The 14,596-nt window shown below is 73.0% G+C and carries 13 protein-coding genes; 2 read left to right on the top strand and 11 right to left on the bottom strand.

Translation table 11 applies throughout. The features are described from left to right. Positions 1 to 201: 201 nt before the first annotated feature. The 6 genes from ACZ79I_RS03700 to ACZ79I_RS03675 form a co-directional block, all read right to left on the bottom strand. Complete coding sequence (locus ACZ79I_RS03700) at positions 202 to 552, bottom strand: ArsR/SmtB family transcription factor (protein WP_471494017.1); 351 nt, start codon at positions 550 to 552, stop codon at positions 202 to 204. Between the two features lie 162 nt (positions 553 to 714). Continuing rightward, positions 715 to 1,134, bottom strand: coding sequence for an STAS domain-containing protein (locus ACZ79I_RS03695; protein ID WP_471494015.1), 420 nt, complete (start codon positions 1,132 to 1,134; stop codon positions 715 to 717). Positions 1,135 to 1,151: 17 nt separating this feature from the next. Continuing rightward, positions 1,152 to 1,577 (bottom strand): ATP-binding protein, encoded by a 426-nt coding sequence (locus ACZ79I_RS03690; RefSeq protein ID WP_471494014.1) that lies wholly within the window; start codon positions 1,575 to 1,577, stop codon positions 1,152 to 1,154. After that, positions 1,577 to 1,984: a pyridoxamine 5'-phosphate oxidase family protein gene (locus tag ACZ79I_RS03685; protein WP_471494013.1), complete on the bottom strand. Its 408-nt coding sequence runs from the start codon at positions 1,982 to 1,984 to the stop codon at positions 1,577 to 1,579. The genes ACZ79I_RS03690 and ACZ79I_RS03685 overlap by 1 nt, the downstream gene beginning before the upstream one ends. Then, positions 1,981 to 3,711, bottom strand: coding sequence for a SulP family inorganic anion transporter (locus tag ACZ79I_RS03680; RefSeq protein WP_471494011.1), 1,731 nt, complete (start codon positions 3,709 to 3,711; stop codon positions 1,981 to 1,983). The genes ACZ79I_RS03685 and ACZ79I_RS03680 overlap by 4 nt, the downstream gene beginning before the upstream one ends. Next, positions 3,708 to 4,049, bottom strand: coding sequence for an ArsR/SmtB family transcription factor (locus ACZ79I_RS03675; protein WP_471494009.1), 342 nt, complete (start codon positions 4,047 to 4,049; stop codon positions 3,708 to 3,710). The genes ACZ79I_RS03680 and ACZ79I_RS03675 overlap by 4 nt, the downstream gene beginning before the upstream one ends. Before the next feature lie 250 nt (positions 4,050 to 4,299). On the opposite strand from ACZ79I_RS03675, the gene ACZ79I_RS03670 reads away from it, so the two are divergent. Continuing rightward, a complete protein-coding gene (locus tag ACZ79I_RS03670) occupies positions 4,300 to 5,673 on the top strand; it encodes a SpoIIE family protein phosphatase (RefSeq protein WP_471494007.1) in 1,374 nt (457 codons plus the stop codon). A gap of 37 nt (positions 5,674 to 5,710) precedes the next feature. Here ACZ79I_RS03670 and narI read toward each other — a convergent pair whose 3' ends face one another. From narI to ACZ79I_RS03650, 4 genes are read right to left on the bottom strand one after another with little or no spacing between them, the layout of a single operon-like run. Next, positions 5,711 to 6,451, bottom strand: a complete 741-nt coding sequence (gene narI, locus ACZ79I_RS03665) for a respiratory nitrate reductase subunit gamma (RefSeq protein ID WP_471494005.1) — start codon at positions 6,449 to 6,451, stop codon at positions 5,711 to 5,713. Next, on the bottom strand, positions 6,448 to 7,230 hold the full coding sequence (gene narJ / locus ACZ79I_RS03660) for a nitrate reductase molybdenum cofactor assembly chaperone (protein ID WP_471494003.1): 783 nt from the start codon (positions 7,228 to 7,230) through the stop codon (positions 6,448 to 6,450). The genes narI and narJ overlap by 4 nt, the downstream gene beginning before the upstream one ends. After that, positions 7,227 to 8,759, bottom strand: coding sequence for a nitrate reductase subunit beta (narH, locus tag ACZ79I_RS03655; RefSeq protein ID WP_471494002.1), 1,533 nt, complete (start codon positions 8,757 to 8,759; stop codon positions 7,227 to 7,229). Before narH ends, narJ begins: the two co-directional genes overlap by 4 nt. Position 8,760: 1 nt before the next feature. Continuing rightward, on the bottom strand, positions 8,761 to 12,456 hold the full coding sequence (locus ACZ79I_RS03650) for a nitrate reductase subunit alpha (protein WP_471494000.1): 3,696 nt from the start codon (positions 12,454 to 12,456) through the stop codon (positions 8,761 to 8,763). Positions 12,457 to 12,912: 456 nt separating this feature from the next. Here ACZ79I_RS03650 and ACZ79I_RS03645 point away from each other — a divergent pair, with 456 nt between their 5' ends. Next, entirely contained in the window at positions 12,913 to 13,971 is a 1,059-nt protein-coding gene (locus tag ACZ79I_RS03645; RefSeq protein ID WP_471493998.1) for an Acg family FMN-binding oxidoreductase, read from the top strand. On the opposite strand, the gene ACZ79I_RS03640 is transcribed toward ACZ79I_RS03645, so the two are convergent. Then, positions 13,946 to 14,368 carry a pyridoxamine 5'-phosphate oxidase family protein gene (locus ACZ79I_RS03640; RefSeq protein ID WP_471493996.1) on the bottom strand — a complete coding sequence of 141 codons (423 nt, stop codon included), beginning with the start codon at positions 14,366 to 14,368 and terminating at the stop codon, positions 13,946 to 13,948. The two genes, ACZ79I_RS03645 and ACZ79I_RS03640, sit on opposite strands and share 26 nt — an antisense overlap. Between the last annotated feature and the right edge of the window lie 228 nt (positions 14,369 to 14,596).

Here is a 14,596-nt window from a genome sequence, read left to right as displayed (position 1 = left end):
CGCCTTACCGGGCCGCCGTGCACCGGGGACTGGGGGCTGGGGGTTGGGGACGCCGGGGGCCGTGCGCCGCTTGTCCGGACCGGGCGCCGTGCGCCGCACGTCATGTCGGGTGCCGTCCCGGGGACTGTCAGTTCGGGGCGCCGTCGGCCCGTGCGCGGAGCGGCGCCCGGCTCGGGGACGGCCGCCGGTCCAGGGGCGCCGCTACGACGGAGGTCTCTGTTCGCCCTGGGCGGCCCGGAGATCGGCGAGCAGTTCGGCCTGTCCCGCCAGGACACCCGACAGGATCGTGCGGGCGACCCGGAGCAGCTCTGCGACGTACGGGCTGGTCAGCGAGTAGTACACGGTCGACCCCTCCTTGCGGGTGACCACCAGGTTCGCCCGCCGCAGCACCGCGAGCTGCTGGGAGAGGTGCGCGGGCTCGATGCCCACCTCGGGCAGCATCTCGGCGACCGCGTGCTCGCGTTCGCTCAGCAGTTCCAGGACCCGGATGCGCGCCGGGTGACCCAGCGTCTTGAAGAACTCGGCCTTGAGCTGGTACAGCGGCGTGCTCATCGCGCCGTCCCCTTCCCGGCGCACCAGCACGGCCCCACCGGCCGGACCTCCATGCATCGCATCCACCCACTCGTCGACAACATGCGGTCCATCCTCGCGTGCGCCGCGGACAGGACCGAATCCGCGTCCGGACACCGGGCAACGGGACGGTCGGCTACGGCCTCAGGACGCGTTGTCCGGCCGCTCGTCGTCGGGCCACCCGGTGGTGCGCCACTCGTGACGGCCCTCCGCCTGCCCGTCGTCGCCCGCGCGGTGCGCGGCGCGCGCGGTGGCCAGGTCGGGGTGGACCGGAATGGGCGGGCAGTCCCCGTCGGGCACGAGGGAGCCGTCGGCGGGGATGGCGGCCAGCTCCAGGCTCCGGCCGCCCGCGGCGAGCCGTCGCGCCGCCTCGACGATGGCGAGCTGCCCCTCCGCGGACCAGCTGCGCAGCTCGGTCAGGTCGACGACGACCGGGCTGGTGCCGCGGGCCAGCACCCAGCCGACGGCGCCGGTGAACCGGTGCACGGCCTCGGGGCCCAGGTACCCGGCGACGGAGAGGACGCCGAGGTTCTCCTCGACCGTGTAGCGCCACTCGATGGTCATGTGAACTTCCTTGTCCGTCACAGGGGCAGGGTGATCCAGATGCTCTTGCCCCGGCCGTCGGCATCCGCCCGGACGACCGCGGTGCCGCCGAGGCCGAGGGTGAGCTCCATGACGATGCCCAGCCCGCTCGTCCCGCTGCCGAGGGCCGGTCCGTACAACGGCGGCTGGTAGGGGTGGCGGTCGTGGACGGCGAGGGCGAGGCAGTCCTCGCTCGCCGCGTAGACGATCGTGACCTGGGGGGAGGCCGCCGCGGCGTGCCGGACGCTGTTGGTGACCAGTTCGCCGAGGATCAGCAGTGCCGGGTCCACCGCGGGGTGGCGCAGTCCGATCCCCCACTCCATGAGGGCCATCTCCGCCGTCTCCCGGGCCAGGCGGACGGCGGACGGTTCGCTGGGCAGGGTGAGCACGTGCCGATGGGGGAGTGCCTCGAGGCGTACCTGCATCACGCCTCCGGGCCGGCGAGACGGTAGCCGCGCACGATCTTGGGGCGCAGGTACAGCAGGGTGTCATGGGGGCCGTGGCTCCAGCCGGGCAGCGTGCGCCGGTAGTGGGCCGCCTCGTCGGGATCGTCGACGACCTGCACCGGGCCGGAGGCGGCGACGGTCCAGCCGGTGCCGGTCGCGGCACGGACCTCGTCCACGTGGTACGTCGCCGAGGCCGGCACGACCGCGGCGGGTGCGGGGGCGCGGACGACCAGGCGGCCGAACTCCCACACATGCCGGGCGGGCCGGATGACGGCCGAGTCGTGCTGCACGTACACCAGTCGCCCCAGGCCCCTGCCTTCCAGCATCCACAGGGCTTCCGCCCCGGACAGCTCGACCATGTGCACGGCGGTGGCGGACGGGCTCATAGGACGGCTTCCTCGCTGGTCCTGCTGTTCTTCGCGGGCTTCGGCACGGCGGTGGGCAGCACCCCGGCGTATTCGAGGTACTCCCGCGCGCCGCGGATCGCCTCGGGCGTGGTGGCGTACTCCCGGCCCTCGCGGCGTAGCAGGTCGAGAGCGCCGACGGAGTCGAGGGCCTGGCGCTGGCCGGGACGTATGCCGGAGGCCATGACGGCGATGCCGCGCCGGCCGAGCTTCTCGATCGCGTCCTTGAGGACCAGCGCCCCCGTGGCGTCCATCGTCGACACCCGCGACATGCGGAGGATCACCACGCGGACGTCGGCCACCTCGGTCAGTTCGAGGAGGAAGCGGTGGGCGGCGGCGAAGAACAGCGGACCGTCGACGCGGTAGGCGACGATGTGCTCGGCCAGCAGTGCGTGCTCCTCGGCGCTGTGGTCCCCGCGGTCGAGCGGGACCTGTTCGACCCGGACCTGCTTGGCCATGGCGCGCAGGGCGAGGGCGCCGGCGACGACGAGACCGATGATCACGGCGTAGACCAGGTCGAGGGCCAGGGTCGCGGCCGCGGTCAGGACGAGGATGAGCGCGTCCGAACGGGTGGCCCTGGCCATGGCCCTGAGCGAGCCGACCTCGACCATGCGGATGGCGGTGGCGAGCAGCACACCCGCCAGCGCGGCGAGCGGGATCCTGGACACCAGCGGTGCGGCCGCGAAGACGATCACGGCGAGGACCGCGGCGTGGACGAGGGCCGCGAGCCGGGAGTCGGCGCCGGTGCGGACGTTGACCGCGGTCCGCGCTATGGCACCGGTCGCGGGCACGCCGCCGAACAGCGGCGCGGCGATGTTGGCCACCCCTTGGCCGAGCAGCTCGCGGTCCGGGTCGTGCTTCTGGCCCACCGTCATGCCGTCGGCGACCGACGCCGACAGCAGCGACTCCAGCGCGGCCAGCGCGGCGACGGCGACCGCGGGTGCGAGCAGGGTTCCCAGCGATCCGGGGTCGAGGAAGGACAGCGAGGGGGCGGGCAGCCCCGACGGCAGGGTGCCGATCGGTTTCGCCGCGTGCAGGCCGGCGACCTGAGCCACGGCCGTCGCCGCGATCACGGCGAGGACGGAGAACGGGATCGTCGGCCGCCACCGGGCCCCGATCAGCATGACGGCGGCCACCGCCACCGCGAGGCCGAGCGCCGTCCAGTTGGGGGACGTGGCGAACTCCTGCACGGCCCGCCAGGTCACCACCAGGACCCGGTCGCCCTCGGGCTTGGGCACACCCAGCGCGTTCGGCAGCTGCTGCAGCCCGATCACACAGGCGATACCGAGCGTGAAGCCCTCCACGACGGGCGCGGGCACGTACTGCATGTACTTGCCCGCCCGCAGCACGGCGAGCGCGACGAGGATGACACCGGCCATCAGTCCGACGGTCAGCACTCCGCCGGGCCCGTACCGCCCGACGATCGGCACCAGGACCACCGTCATGGCACCGGTGGGCCCCGACACCTGCAGATTCGAGCCGCCGAACAGAGCGGCGAGCGCGCCCGCGACCACCGCAGTCGCCAGGCCCGCCTCCGCGCCCAGCCCGGAGGAGACACCGAAGCCGAGGGCGAGCGGCAGCGCGACGATCGCCACCGTGAGGCCCGCGAGCAGGTTCCGGCGCGGGTCGCGGCGCATCTCGGTGAGATCGGAGCGGCCGGGCAGCAGCGATGCGATCCGGGCAAGGGCCCGGCTGGTCCCCGAGGTCATCGCGCGGCGACCTCGGCTTCCCGCAGCTCGGCCAGCAGTTCGTTCTGCCCGGCCAGCATCTCGGTGAGGATCCGGCGGGCGGCCTTCATCAGATCCGTGACGTCCCCTCCGGCGGGCTGGTAGACCACCGTGGAGCCCTCCCGGGTGGAGGTGACGATCCCGGAGCGGCGCAGCACCGCCAGTTGCTGGGACAGGGCCGACGGCTCCACCTCGATGGCGGCCAGCAGATCCCGCACCGGCATGGGCCCGTCCTGCAGGAGTTCCAGCACCCGGATCCGTACCGGATGCCCCAGCATCCGGAAGAACTCGGCCTTGGCCTGGTACAGCGGAACGGACACGATCCTCGACTTCCCTTCGGGACCCGGCTCCGGGCGGCGGGGCAGCGGGGAGCAGCGCGAATGCTGTGCCCGCGGCTACCTGCGGGCACAGCGAACAAAGCATCTAACCAATTGCGAAATTTTGCAATTCCGCATGCCTGCGAGGGCGGAGTGCCTGTTTTGCTCAAATGGTGTATCAGGGGGCGCCTTATCGGGCGTAACGTCCGAATAAGTGGTGATGTGCATCACGCGGGGCTTTCGGGAGGAGGACATGTCCGGGACGGATCAGCCCTCCGGCGCCCCCTGGTCGCTGCCGGACGGCCTCGGGGCCGCTCTGGCCGACACCGTGCGCGGTATCGGTGCCTCCGCCGGCGGCCTGTACCTGGTCGAGGAGACAGAGCCGGCGCTGCGCCTGGTGGCGCTGTGCGGTCTGCCCGTCCACCTCTCCGTCCCGTGGCGGCGCCTGCCGCTCGCCGCCTCCGGACCGGTCGCCGACGCCGTCCGCGAGGACCGGCTCGTCTGGGTCGGCAGCCAGGACGACATGGCCCGGCGCTATCCGCGCGCCTCCGCGGTCATCCCCTACCGGTTCGTCCTCGGCGCCGTACCGCTGCGCGGGGTCCGCCGCCTGTGGGGCGGCATCGTCCTGCTGTGGCCCGCCGATCACCCGCGGGAGGCCGCACCCCGCGAGCGCAGCCACATGACCTCCAGCGCCCGCCGCCTGGCCCGGCTGCTGGACGACGCCCCCCGCCCGCCCGCCCTCCCCGACCAGCCGTGCGTCGTCCCCGTCGCCACCTCACGCCATCCCGTCCAGACGGAACTGGTCGCCGCCGACTACGCCGAACGCCTCCCCGAAGGCGGCCTGGCCCTCGACCTGGAGGGCAGGACGACCTTCGTCACCGCGACCGCCGCCCGCCTGCTGGGCCTCGACGCCGACCGGCTGCTCGGCACCCGGCCCTGGCAGGCGCTGCACTGGCTGGACGAGCCGGCCTGCGAGCACCGCTACCGCACGGCGGTCGTCAGCCGCACCCCACAGTCCTTCACCGCGCTGCGCCCGCCCGACCACTGGCTGCTCTTCGAGCTCTATCCCGGCTCCTGCGGCATCAGCGTCCGGATCATCGCCGCGGCCGCCCTGATGGGCCAGGTCCGCACCGCCATCCACGCCCACGCCACCGCGGGCGCGAGCCCGGACCAGGTCCTGGCCTGCACCAACCGGCTCCTGGCCGACCTGGAGTCCGAGCTGCTCGTCTCCTGCCTGTACGCCCAGCTCGACCTGGTTCGGCACACGATCACCCTCGCCAGCGCGGGCCATGTCCCGCCACTGCTGCGCCTGGCCCGCCACCACGCCCGTGTCCTCGGCGTCGATCCCGGGCCGCTGCTGGGCGTCGAGCCCCAGGTCCGCTATCCCCTGACCGCCGCCTCCCTGCCCCCGGACGCGATCCTGACCCTCTACACCGACGGCCTCGTGGAGGTCCCCGGCAGGGATGTCGCACGGACCATCGACGGCCTCGTCCGGCATCTGGCCGACGCCGACGACCAGGACCTGGAGCACCTCATCGACGGCCTGGTCCACCGCACCCGGCCGACCGGATGGCACACCGACGACATCGCCGTGCTGCTGCTGCGCGCCACCGGCCCGCGGCCGTGAGCCGGCAGAGCGGCGCGGCGGACGTCCGGTCCGGTGCTCACACGGACTGCCGGGCCGGCGGCTCGGCCGCCGAGGCGCCGCGCGCCGCCGGGACCGCCCGACGGCGGTAGACGAGGTACGGGCGGACGAGATAGCCGACGGGGACGCTCCACACATGGACGAGGCGGGTGAACGGCCAGGCCGCGAAGAGCAGGCAGGCGGTCAGCGCGTGCAACCGGAACAGCAGCGGGGCACCGGCGATCGCCTCGGGCTGCGGCTGGAGCGTGAAGACGCCCCGGAACCAGACGGAGACGGTGGCGCGGTAGTCGTAACCGCCGCCGAACACATTGTGCGCGGCCGTGGCGCTGATGCCGAGCAGCACCGCCGCCGCCAGCAGGGGGAAGAGGACCTTGTCGCTGCGGTCGGTGCCCAGGCGGATCCGCCGGGTCAGCAGGCGCCGGGCGCTGAGCATGCCAAGACCGGTGAGCATGGCGGCGCCCGCGACCGAGCCGGCCCAGACCGCGGTGGTGTGGTAGGCGTGCTCGCTGATGCCGGCGGCCTCGGTCCACGAGGCGGGCACGGCGAGCCCCACCACATGCCCGCCGATCACCATGAACGCGCCCAGGTGGAACAGCGGGTTGCCCCAGCGCAGCCAGCGGTGCTCCAGCAGCTGGCTGGTGTGCGAGCTCCAGCCGAACTGGTCGTGGCGGTAGCGCCAGACGTGCCCCACGACGAACACGGCCAGGCAGATGTAGGGGAAGGCGACCCACAGGAGGAGGTCGGCTCCGGAAGCGTTCATCGGTGACCGTCCGCGGATGTCGTCGGGGAAGGGGGTGCAAGGGTCGGCGGTGCCTGCTCGGGCGGGACGAAGGCGCCCGGCGGGGCGAACAGCCCGCCGGTGTACGGGTCGACGCCGACCTCCTCGCCCGGCGGGCCCTCGGCGGCCAGTTGGGCCACCGCCGTCAGATCCGCCTCGGTGGGCGGGGGCAGCAGGGCCAGCAGGGCGGCCAGGACATGCCGGTAGGGCGACTCCGCGTCCTGAAGCGCCCGGTGGATCAACCGGAGGCCGCGCCGGTGCCGGTGCAGGGGGGCCTCGCCCGCGCCCGGCCCGCACAGCGCGGCGAACTCCAGGACGACCGGGAGGTGGTCGGGCAGTTCCCCGCCGTCCGTCTCCCAGCCCGCCGCCCGGTAGGACTGGGCCAGGGCGAGGAGGGCCATGCCTCTGCGGCGGGTGTCGCCGTGCAGGTAGTACGTGAGGTAGAGGCTGCTCTTGCGGCGCAGGTCGAACATCTCGACGTAGTGCCGTTCCAGCGCGTCGGGGGACTGGGCGGTGAACCAGGCGGTGAAGGCCGCCAGTTCGGTCGCGGCGGGGGACGGGGGCAGTGCCCGCACCGCGGCGGTCACCGTGGGACGGGCGGCCGCCAGCTCGGCGTCGGGGTACTGCAGCAGCAGCGACATCAGCCGCAGCAGCATGCTGCGCCGCTCTCCCTCCACCGGGTCCGATGCGGCACGACGGCGCACGGCCGCGCGCAGACGGGTGCGGACGATGGCGGGAACGGTGGCGGGCAGCGGGCTCATGCGGAGCCTCCCTCGGACGTGCGGCGCAGGGTGGGGATGCCGAGCATCACGCGGCGGCCCGGAGTGCCGGGCGCGTCGCCGGAGGACTCGACCGGGCAGCGGTTCTCCAGGGCGGTCAGGGCGGCGGCGTCCTCCTTGTGCGCGGCCGGAACGACGTAGCGGTCCGCGTACTTGGCGACGGCGAGGAGCCGGTGCAGGTCCTCCGCCTCGCGCGCGGTGAGGCCGACGGCCTTGAGCGCGGTCTCGTCGCCCTCCTCGCCGAGGATGCGCTCACGCATGTACGAGCGGAGGGCCGTGAGCTTCATCAGCACCCCCGCGACCACGTCGGTGTCCCCGGCGGTGAACAGGCCGGCCAGGTACTCCATCGGGATGCGCAGCCGGGTGACGGCGGCGAAGACGTGGTCGGGGTCGTCCGCGTCGCCGCCCGCCTCGCCCACGGCGTCCAGGACCGGGGAGAGCGGGGGGACGTACCAGACCATGGGCAGGGTGCGGTACTCCGGGTGGAGCGGCAGCGCGACCCGGTACTTCTTGACCAGGTCGTACACCGGGGAGCGGCGGGCCGCCTCCAGCCAGTCCTGCGGGATGCCCGAGGCACGGGCCGCGGCGATCACGGCGGGATCGGAGGGATCGAGGAAGACGTCGCGCTGGGCGTCCAGCAGGTCCTGCTCGTCGGGGGTCGCGGCCGCCTCACCCACGCGGTCGGCGTCGTACAGCAGCAGACCGAGGTAGCGCAGCCGCCCGACGCAGGTCTCGGAGCACACGGTGGGCTGGCCGGCCTCGATGCGCGGGAAGCAGAACGTGCACTTCTCGGCCTTGCCGGTGGCGTGGTTGACGTACACCTTCTTGTACGGGCACGCCGTCACGCACATCCGCCAGCCGCGGCAGCGGTCCTGGTCGACCAGCACGATCCCGTCCTCGACCCGCTTGTACATCGCGCCCGAGGGGCAGGCGGAGACGCAGGCCGGGTTGAGGCAGTGCTCGCACAGCCGCGGCAGGTGGAACAGGAAGGTCTGCTCGAAGGAGAACTTCACCTTCTCCGCCCACGGGCCGGTGAGGTTGGGGTCGGCCCCCGCGTGCTCGGGCGCGCCCCCGAGGCTGTCCTCCCAGTTGGCGCCCCAGGTGATGGCGGTGGGCCTGCCGGTCAGCACGGAGCGGGGGCGGGCCACCGGGACGTCCTGCCCGGCCGGGGCGTTCACGAGGTTGTCGTAGTCGTAGGTGACCGGCTCGTAGTAGTCCTCGATGGCGGGCAGGTCGGGGTTGGCGAACAGGGACAGCAGCCGCTTGACCCGACCGCCGGAGCGCAGGACCAGGCGCCCGCGCTTGTCGAGCATCCAGCCGCCCTTCCACTGCTCCTGGTCCTCGTAGCGGCGCGGGTAGCCGACGCCGGGCTTGGTCTCGACGTTGTTGAACCAGGCGTACTCGACGCCGGTGCGGTTGGTCCAGGTCTGCTTGCAGGTGACCGAGCAGGTGTGACACCCGATGCACTTGTCGAGGTTCATCACCATCGCGACCTGCGCCAAGACGCGCATATCAGTACTCCACTTCCTGGCTGCGGCGGCGGATGACCGTGACCTCGTCGCGCTGGTTGCCGGTGGGGCCGTAGTAGTTGAACGCGTAGGTGAACTGGGCGTAGCCGCCGGCCAGATGGCTCGGCTTGAGCAGCAGCCTGGTCAGGGAGTTGTGGATGCCGCCGCGCCTGCCGCTGACCTCGGTCTTGGGGACGTTCACCGTGCGGTCCTTGGCGTGGTACATGTACACCGTGCCCTCGGGCATCCGGTGCGTGACCACGGCGCGGGCCGCCACCACGCCGTTGCGGTTGTACGCCTCGACCCACTCGTTGTCCTTCACCCCGATCTTCTCGGCGTCCGCGGTGGACATCCAGATCACCGGGCCGCCGCGGGAGAGGGCCAGCATGTACGCGTTGTCCTGGTACTCGGAGTGGATGGACCACTTGGAGTGCGGTGTGAGGTAACGGACCGTCACCTCGGCTCCGCCGTCCCTCAGGTGCTCGTCGCCGTAGTGCCGCCGGGCGTCCAACGGTGGCCGGAACACCGGGAGTTGCTCACCCAGCTCGGCCATCCAGTCATGCTGGACGAAGAAGTGCTGGCGGCCGGTGAGCGTGTGCCAGGGCTTGCGGTGCTCGACGTTGATGACGAACGCCGAGTAGCGGCGCCCGCCCGCCTCCGACCCCGACCACTCGTAGGAGGTGATGACCGCTCGGGGCTGGGTGCGGGTGTCCGCGAAGGTGATGCGCTCCGCCTCCCGTTCGGCCGCCAGTTCCACCAGGCCCTCGCTGCCCGTGCGCCGCTCCAGCTCACGGAAACCCTCCGTGGCCAGGCGGCCGTTGGTGGTGCCGGACAGGGCGAGGATGGCCTCGCACATGTCGGAGGCCGTGGCGAGCGAGGGCCGTCCGGCGGCCACCCCGTCGCGTACGGTGCCGCAGCGCCGCCGCAGGTCCTCGATCTCACGGTCCGGACGCACGGTGACGCCCTTGGTGGTGGTGCCCAGGGTGTCAAGCAGCGGGCCGACGGCACGCATCTTCTGCGCGACGGACGCGTAGTCCCGTTCGACGGTGACCAGCTTCGGCATGGTGCGGCCCGGAACGGGCTCGCACTCGCCCGTCTTCCAGTCCCGTACGGTGCCGCCCGGCTGGGCGAGTTCGTCGGGGGTGTCGTGCTGCAGCGGCACCGCGAGGACGTCGGTGCGGGTGCCGAGGTGCCCGGCCGCGAGTTCGGTGAACCGGTCGGCGATCGTCAGGAACGTGTCGTAGTCGGTGCGGGCCTGCCAGGGCGGGGCGATCGCCGGGGTGAAGGCGTGCACGAACGGGTGCATGTCCGTGCTGGACAGGTCGTCCTTCTCGTACCAGGTGGCGGCCGGCAGCACCACGTCGGCCAGCAGGCCGGTGGAGGTCATCCGGAAGTCCACGGCGACCATCAGGTCGAGCTTGCCCTCGGGCGCCTCCTCGTGCCACTCCACCTCCGCGGGCCGAGCCTCGGGCGGTGTCTCCTGACTGCGTACGGCGCTGTCGGTGCCCAGCAGATGGCGCAGGAAGTACTCGTTGCCCTTGCCGGAGGAGCCGAGCAGATTGGCCCGCCACACGGTCAGCACCCGCGGGAAGTTGGCCGGGTCGTCGGGGTCCTCGGCGGCGAACCGCAGCCGTCCCGCCTTCAGTTCGTCGACGACGTACTCCGCCACGGGCCGGCCGGCCGCCGCGGCCTCGTCCGCCAGGTCGAGCGGATTCCGGTTGAAGCCGGGGTGGCCGGGGGTCCAGCCCAGCCGGACGGCCTGCGCCAGACAGTCGGCGAACGCCTTGCCCTTGAACCGGCCGTTGCCGAGCGGGGAGGCCAGTTCGTCGGGCCCGAACGCCTCGTAACGCCACTGGTCGGTGTTGAGGTACCAGTACGAGGTGCCCGCCATGTGCCGGGTGGGCCGCTGCCAGTCGAAGGCGAAGGCGAGGTGCTGCAGCCCGGTGACCGGGCGGACCTTCTCCTGGCCCACGTAGTGCGCCCAGCCGCCGCCGTTGACGCCCTGGCAGCCGGTCATCGTGGTCAGCGCCAGGAAGGCCCGGTAGATGGTGTCGGAGTGGAACCAGTGGTTGGTGCCCGCGCCCATCGCGATCATGGAACGGCCTTGGGTGCGTTCGGCGTTGCGCGCGAACTCCCGGGCGATCCGGGCCGCCTGCCCGGCCGGCACCGACGTGATCGTCTCCTGCCAGGCCGGGGTGTACGGCTGGGCGGCGTCCTCGTAGGAGGACGGCCAGGTGCCCGGAAGGCCGGGCCGGGCCACCCCGTACTGGGCGAGCATCAGGTCGAAGACGGTGGTGACCGTGCGGCCGCCGACGCGCAGCACCGGAACGCCGCGCACCATGGCCGAGCCGCCCTCGGTGGCGCCCTCGTCGAAGCGCGGCAGGGACACGGCGACCGCTTCCCCGGCGCGCTCCAGAAGGCTCAGCTCGGGCACGGTATCGCCCAGGTCGAGGTTCCAGCGGCCCTCGCCCTCCTGGCCCCAGCGGAAGCCGAGGGAGCCGTTCGGCACCACCGGCTCGCCGGTCGCGCTGTCCAGCAGGACGGTCTTGAAGCCGGCGTGCTCGCCGGTGTCCCCGAGGTCGGCGGCGGTCAGGAACCCGTCCGGCACGAAGCCGCCGTCCTTCTCGCGCAGGGTCACCAGGAACGGCGCGTCGGTGAATGTCCTCAAGTAGTCCCGGAAGTACGGCACTTCACGGTCGACCAGGAACTCCCGCAGGATCACGTGCCCCATGGCCATGGCCAGCGCGCCGTCCGTGCCCGGGTGCGGCGCCAGCCACTCGTCGGCGAACTTGACGTTGTCCGCGTAGTCGGGGCTGACCGCGACGACCTTGGTGCCGTTGTAGCGGGTCTCGGTCAGGAAGTGCGCGTCGGGTGTGCGGGTGACGGGGATGTTGGAGCCCCACATCACCAGATAGCCCGTGTTCCACCAGTCGGCCGCCTCCGGTACGTCGGTCTGGTCGCCGAAGACCTGCGGCGACGCGACCGGCAGGTCGGCGTACCAGTCGTAGAAGGAGAGCAGCGTGCCGCCGATCAGCGACATGAACCGGGCGCCGGCGGCGAAGGAGGCCATGGACATCGCGGGTATCGGCGAGAAGCCCGCCACCCGGTCCGGGCCGTACGCCTTGATGGTGTGCACGTGCGCCGCGGCGATCAGCTCGGTCACCTCGTCCCAGTCCGCCCGCACCAGGCCGCCCTTGCCCCGGGCCCGCTTGTAGGCGCGGGCCTTGGCCGGGTCGCCGGTGATCTCGGCCCAGGCGGCCACCGGGTCGCCGAGGCGCCGCCGCGCCTCACGCCACAGCTTGAGCAACTCGCCGCGCACATAGGGGTAGCGGACCCGGCTGGGCGAGTACGTGTACCAGGAGAACGACGCCCCCCGCGGGCAGCCGCGCGGTTCGTACTCGGGGCAGTCCGTGCCGATCGACGGGTAGTCGGTGGCCTGGTGCTCCCAGGTGATGATGCCGTCCTTGACGTACACCATCCACGAGCAGGACCCCGTGCAGTTCACGCCGTGGGTGGAACGCACCACCTTGTCGTGCGCCCAGCGGTCCCGGTAGAAGCCCTCCCACTTGGGGTCGTTCGCGCCGAACACGGCGCGACCGTCGGCCGACACCTCGCGGCGCGTCAGCAGTCGCCGGCCGGACAGCGGCCAGCCCTGGGCGACGCGCGACTCCCGCTGCCGTGCGTTCTGATGGTTCTCCATGAGCGGGAACACTAGGGGGGATGCGCCGGTGCGCACCTGGGGCCGGGCAGTCCCCGCGCCCCGACCTTCCGGCCCCTGTCGCAGGACCCGCAACAGGGCCGAACGGTCCCCGGACAGGGACCGGTCGGCCGGAGAGGCCGAGGCGTCCGGCGGGGCATGCTGACGATGATCGAACCGGAGGCACCGGTGGGTACGTCCGCACCGGACGCCGCCGTCTCGGCACATGTCTCCCGTCGTCAGCCGAGCGGGGCGTGGGGGGACGCCGGTGGCTCCGGTCCGGTCATCGTCCGGCCGCCTGTCACGTCTGCCCTGACTCCCTCGCGGGCGGCCGGACGCATGGCTCGGGGCCCTCGCCGCCGGCCGCGAGGCGTGGTGAGCCCCGCCCGCCGCCGCGCCGCGGGGCGCCTCCCGAGGCCGGCCCGCGCCGGAGGGAGCCCGATGAAGGAGCCAGCCGTCATGCAGACGCCGGAGGTCGACGCGACTGCCCTGGAAGCATTGCTGTCGGCAGCCGTGGCGGCGCCGTCGATCCACAACACGCAGCCCTGGCGGTTCGGTATGGATCCGGCCGCGCGTTCGATCGAGGTCCGCGCCGACCGCAGGCGCGCGCTGCCGCTGGCCGATCCGGAACGCCGAGCCCAGCATCTGTCGGTGGGGGCGGCCGTCTTCAACCTCCGTGTGGCCGCGGCACACCTGGGCTGGCATCCGGTCGTCGACCTGCTGCCCGATCCCTATGATCCCGATCTGCTGGCCAGGGTACGACTGGCCGTGCGCACCGCGCCCGGGCGGGCGCCGGAGCCCGATCTGCACGAGGCGCTCGAACGGCGCCACACCAGCCGCCTGCCGTTCACCGGCCGCCCGGTGCCGGAGCGCATCCTGGCCGAGATGACCGAGGCCGCCCACGCGGAAGGTGCATACCTTGACATACCGGACATCGTCCGGACTCGGCGGCTGCTGCGCCTGACCGCCGCGGCCGAGGCGCGCAACGCCGTCCACCGGGCCCGTACCGCCGAGGCCCGCGGGTGGATCACCGCACCGCAGACCCGCACCCCCTATGGGATCCCGGCCACCGCCCTCGGTCCTCTGGATGCGGCCGGGAGGGTGCCGATGCGCGACTTCACCGGTGCCCCGGCCGGTCCTCGCCTGCCCGCGGTGCGCTTCGAGCGCCACGCACAGGTGGCGCTGCTGTGGACGGTGCGCGACCGGCCGGAGGACTGGCTGCGGGCGGGCCAGGCGCTGGAGCGCACGCTGCTCGTGGCCACCGCGCACGATGTGCGCACCTCGATGATGCACCAGGCGATGGAGTGGCCCGACCTGAGGGCGGCGACGGGCGGAGCCAGGCGGCGCTGCTGCCCCCAGCTGCTGATCCGCTTCGGCTACGGCCCCGACGGCGGCCGCACTCCGCGGGCGTCCGCGCGGCTCGGGGCTCCTCGCCGCGGCGCCGACGCGGACGCCGGCTCAGGGGTCGGCCCGGGCGCCGTCGCCGGCCCGGTCAGTGCGTGCCGTGCCCGCCGGTGAGCTCCCGGCCGCTGATCATCTCGGACTCGATCCGTACGAAGACCCCGTTGCGCATCGGCATCCAGGAGCGGGGACCGTCCCGCAGCAGCCGCTCGTGCTCGGCGGGATCCCTCACCACGGCGGCCCGGCCGGTGACGACGACGCTCCACCCGGACTGGGTGGCCGCGTCGAACTCGTCCGCCTCGAAGGCGACCACGACGCCGTCGATGGCGCGCACCAGCTCGGCGGCCGGCGAGGTGCACAGCAGCACCGAGGAGTCGTCGTCCAAGGAGAAGTTGACCGGGAGGACCGAGGGGAGCGCCTGCCGGGTGTACACGACGCGGCCGACCGGCACCTTGGCCAGCAGACGCAGGCACTCCTCGCGGTCGAGTGCACGAAAGCCGTTGTCCTGGAGCATCGGTCCATCATCCCGGCTGATGCCGTCACCGTGTTAGGGCCGGTCGGCCTTTTTCCGCCTGCCGCGGGAGGGGGCAGGTCGTGGTTTCCCGGGGGCACGGTCGCGGGTTTCCCGAGGGCACGGTCGCGGGTTTCCCGGGGATGCGGACGGGCCATGCATGACAGGGCCGTTCGGGGGTCGGCCGGCCCCCGTCCTTGGGACCCTCTGCCGCACGACCGGGACCCATGG

This window comes from Streptomyces sp. PSU-S4-23, assembly GCF_055632315.1.
The sequence above is the reverse complement of the archived record's forward strand: the minus strand, read 5'-3'. Positions and strand labels throughout refer to the sequence as shown.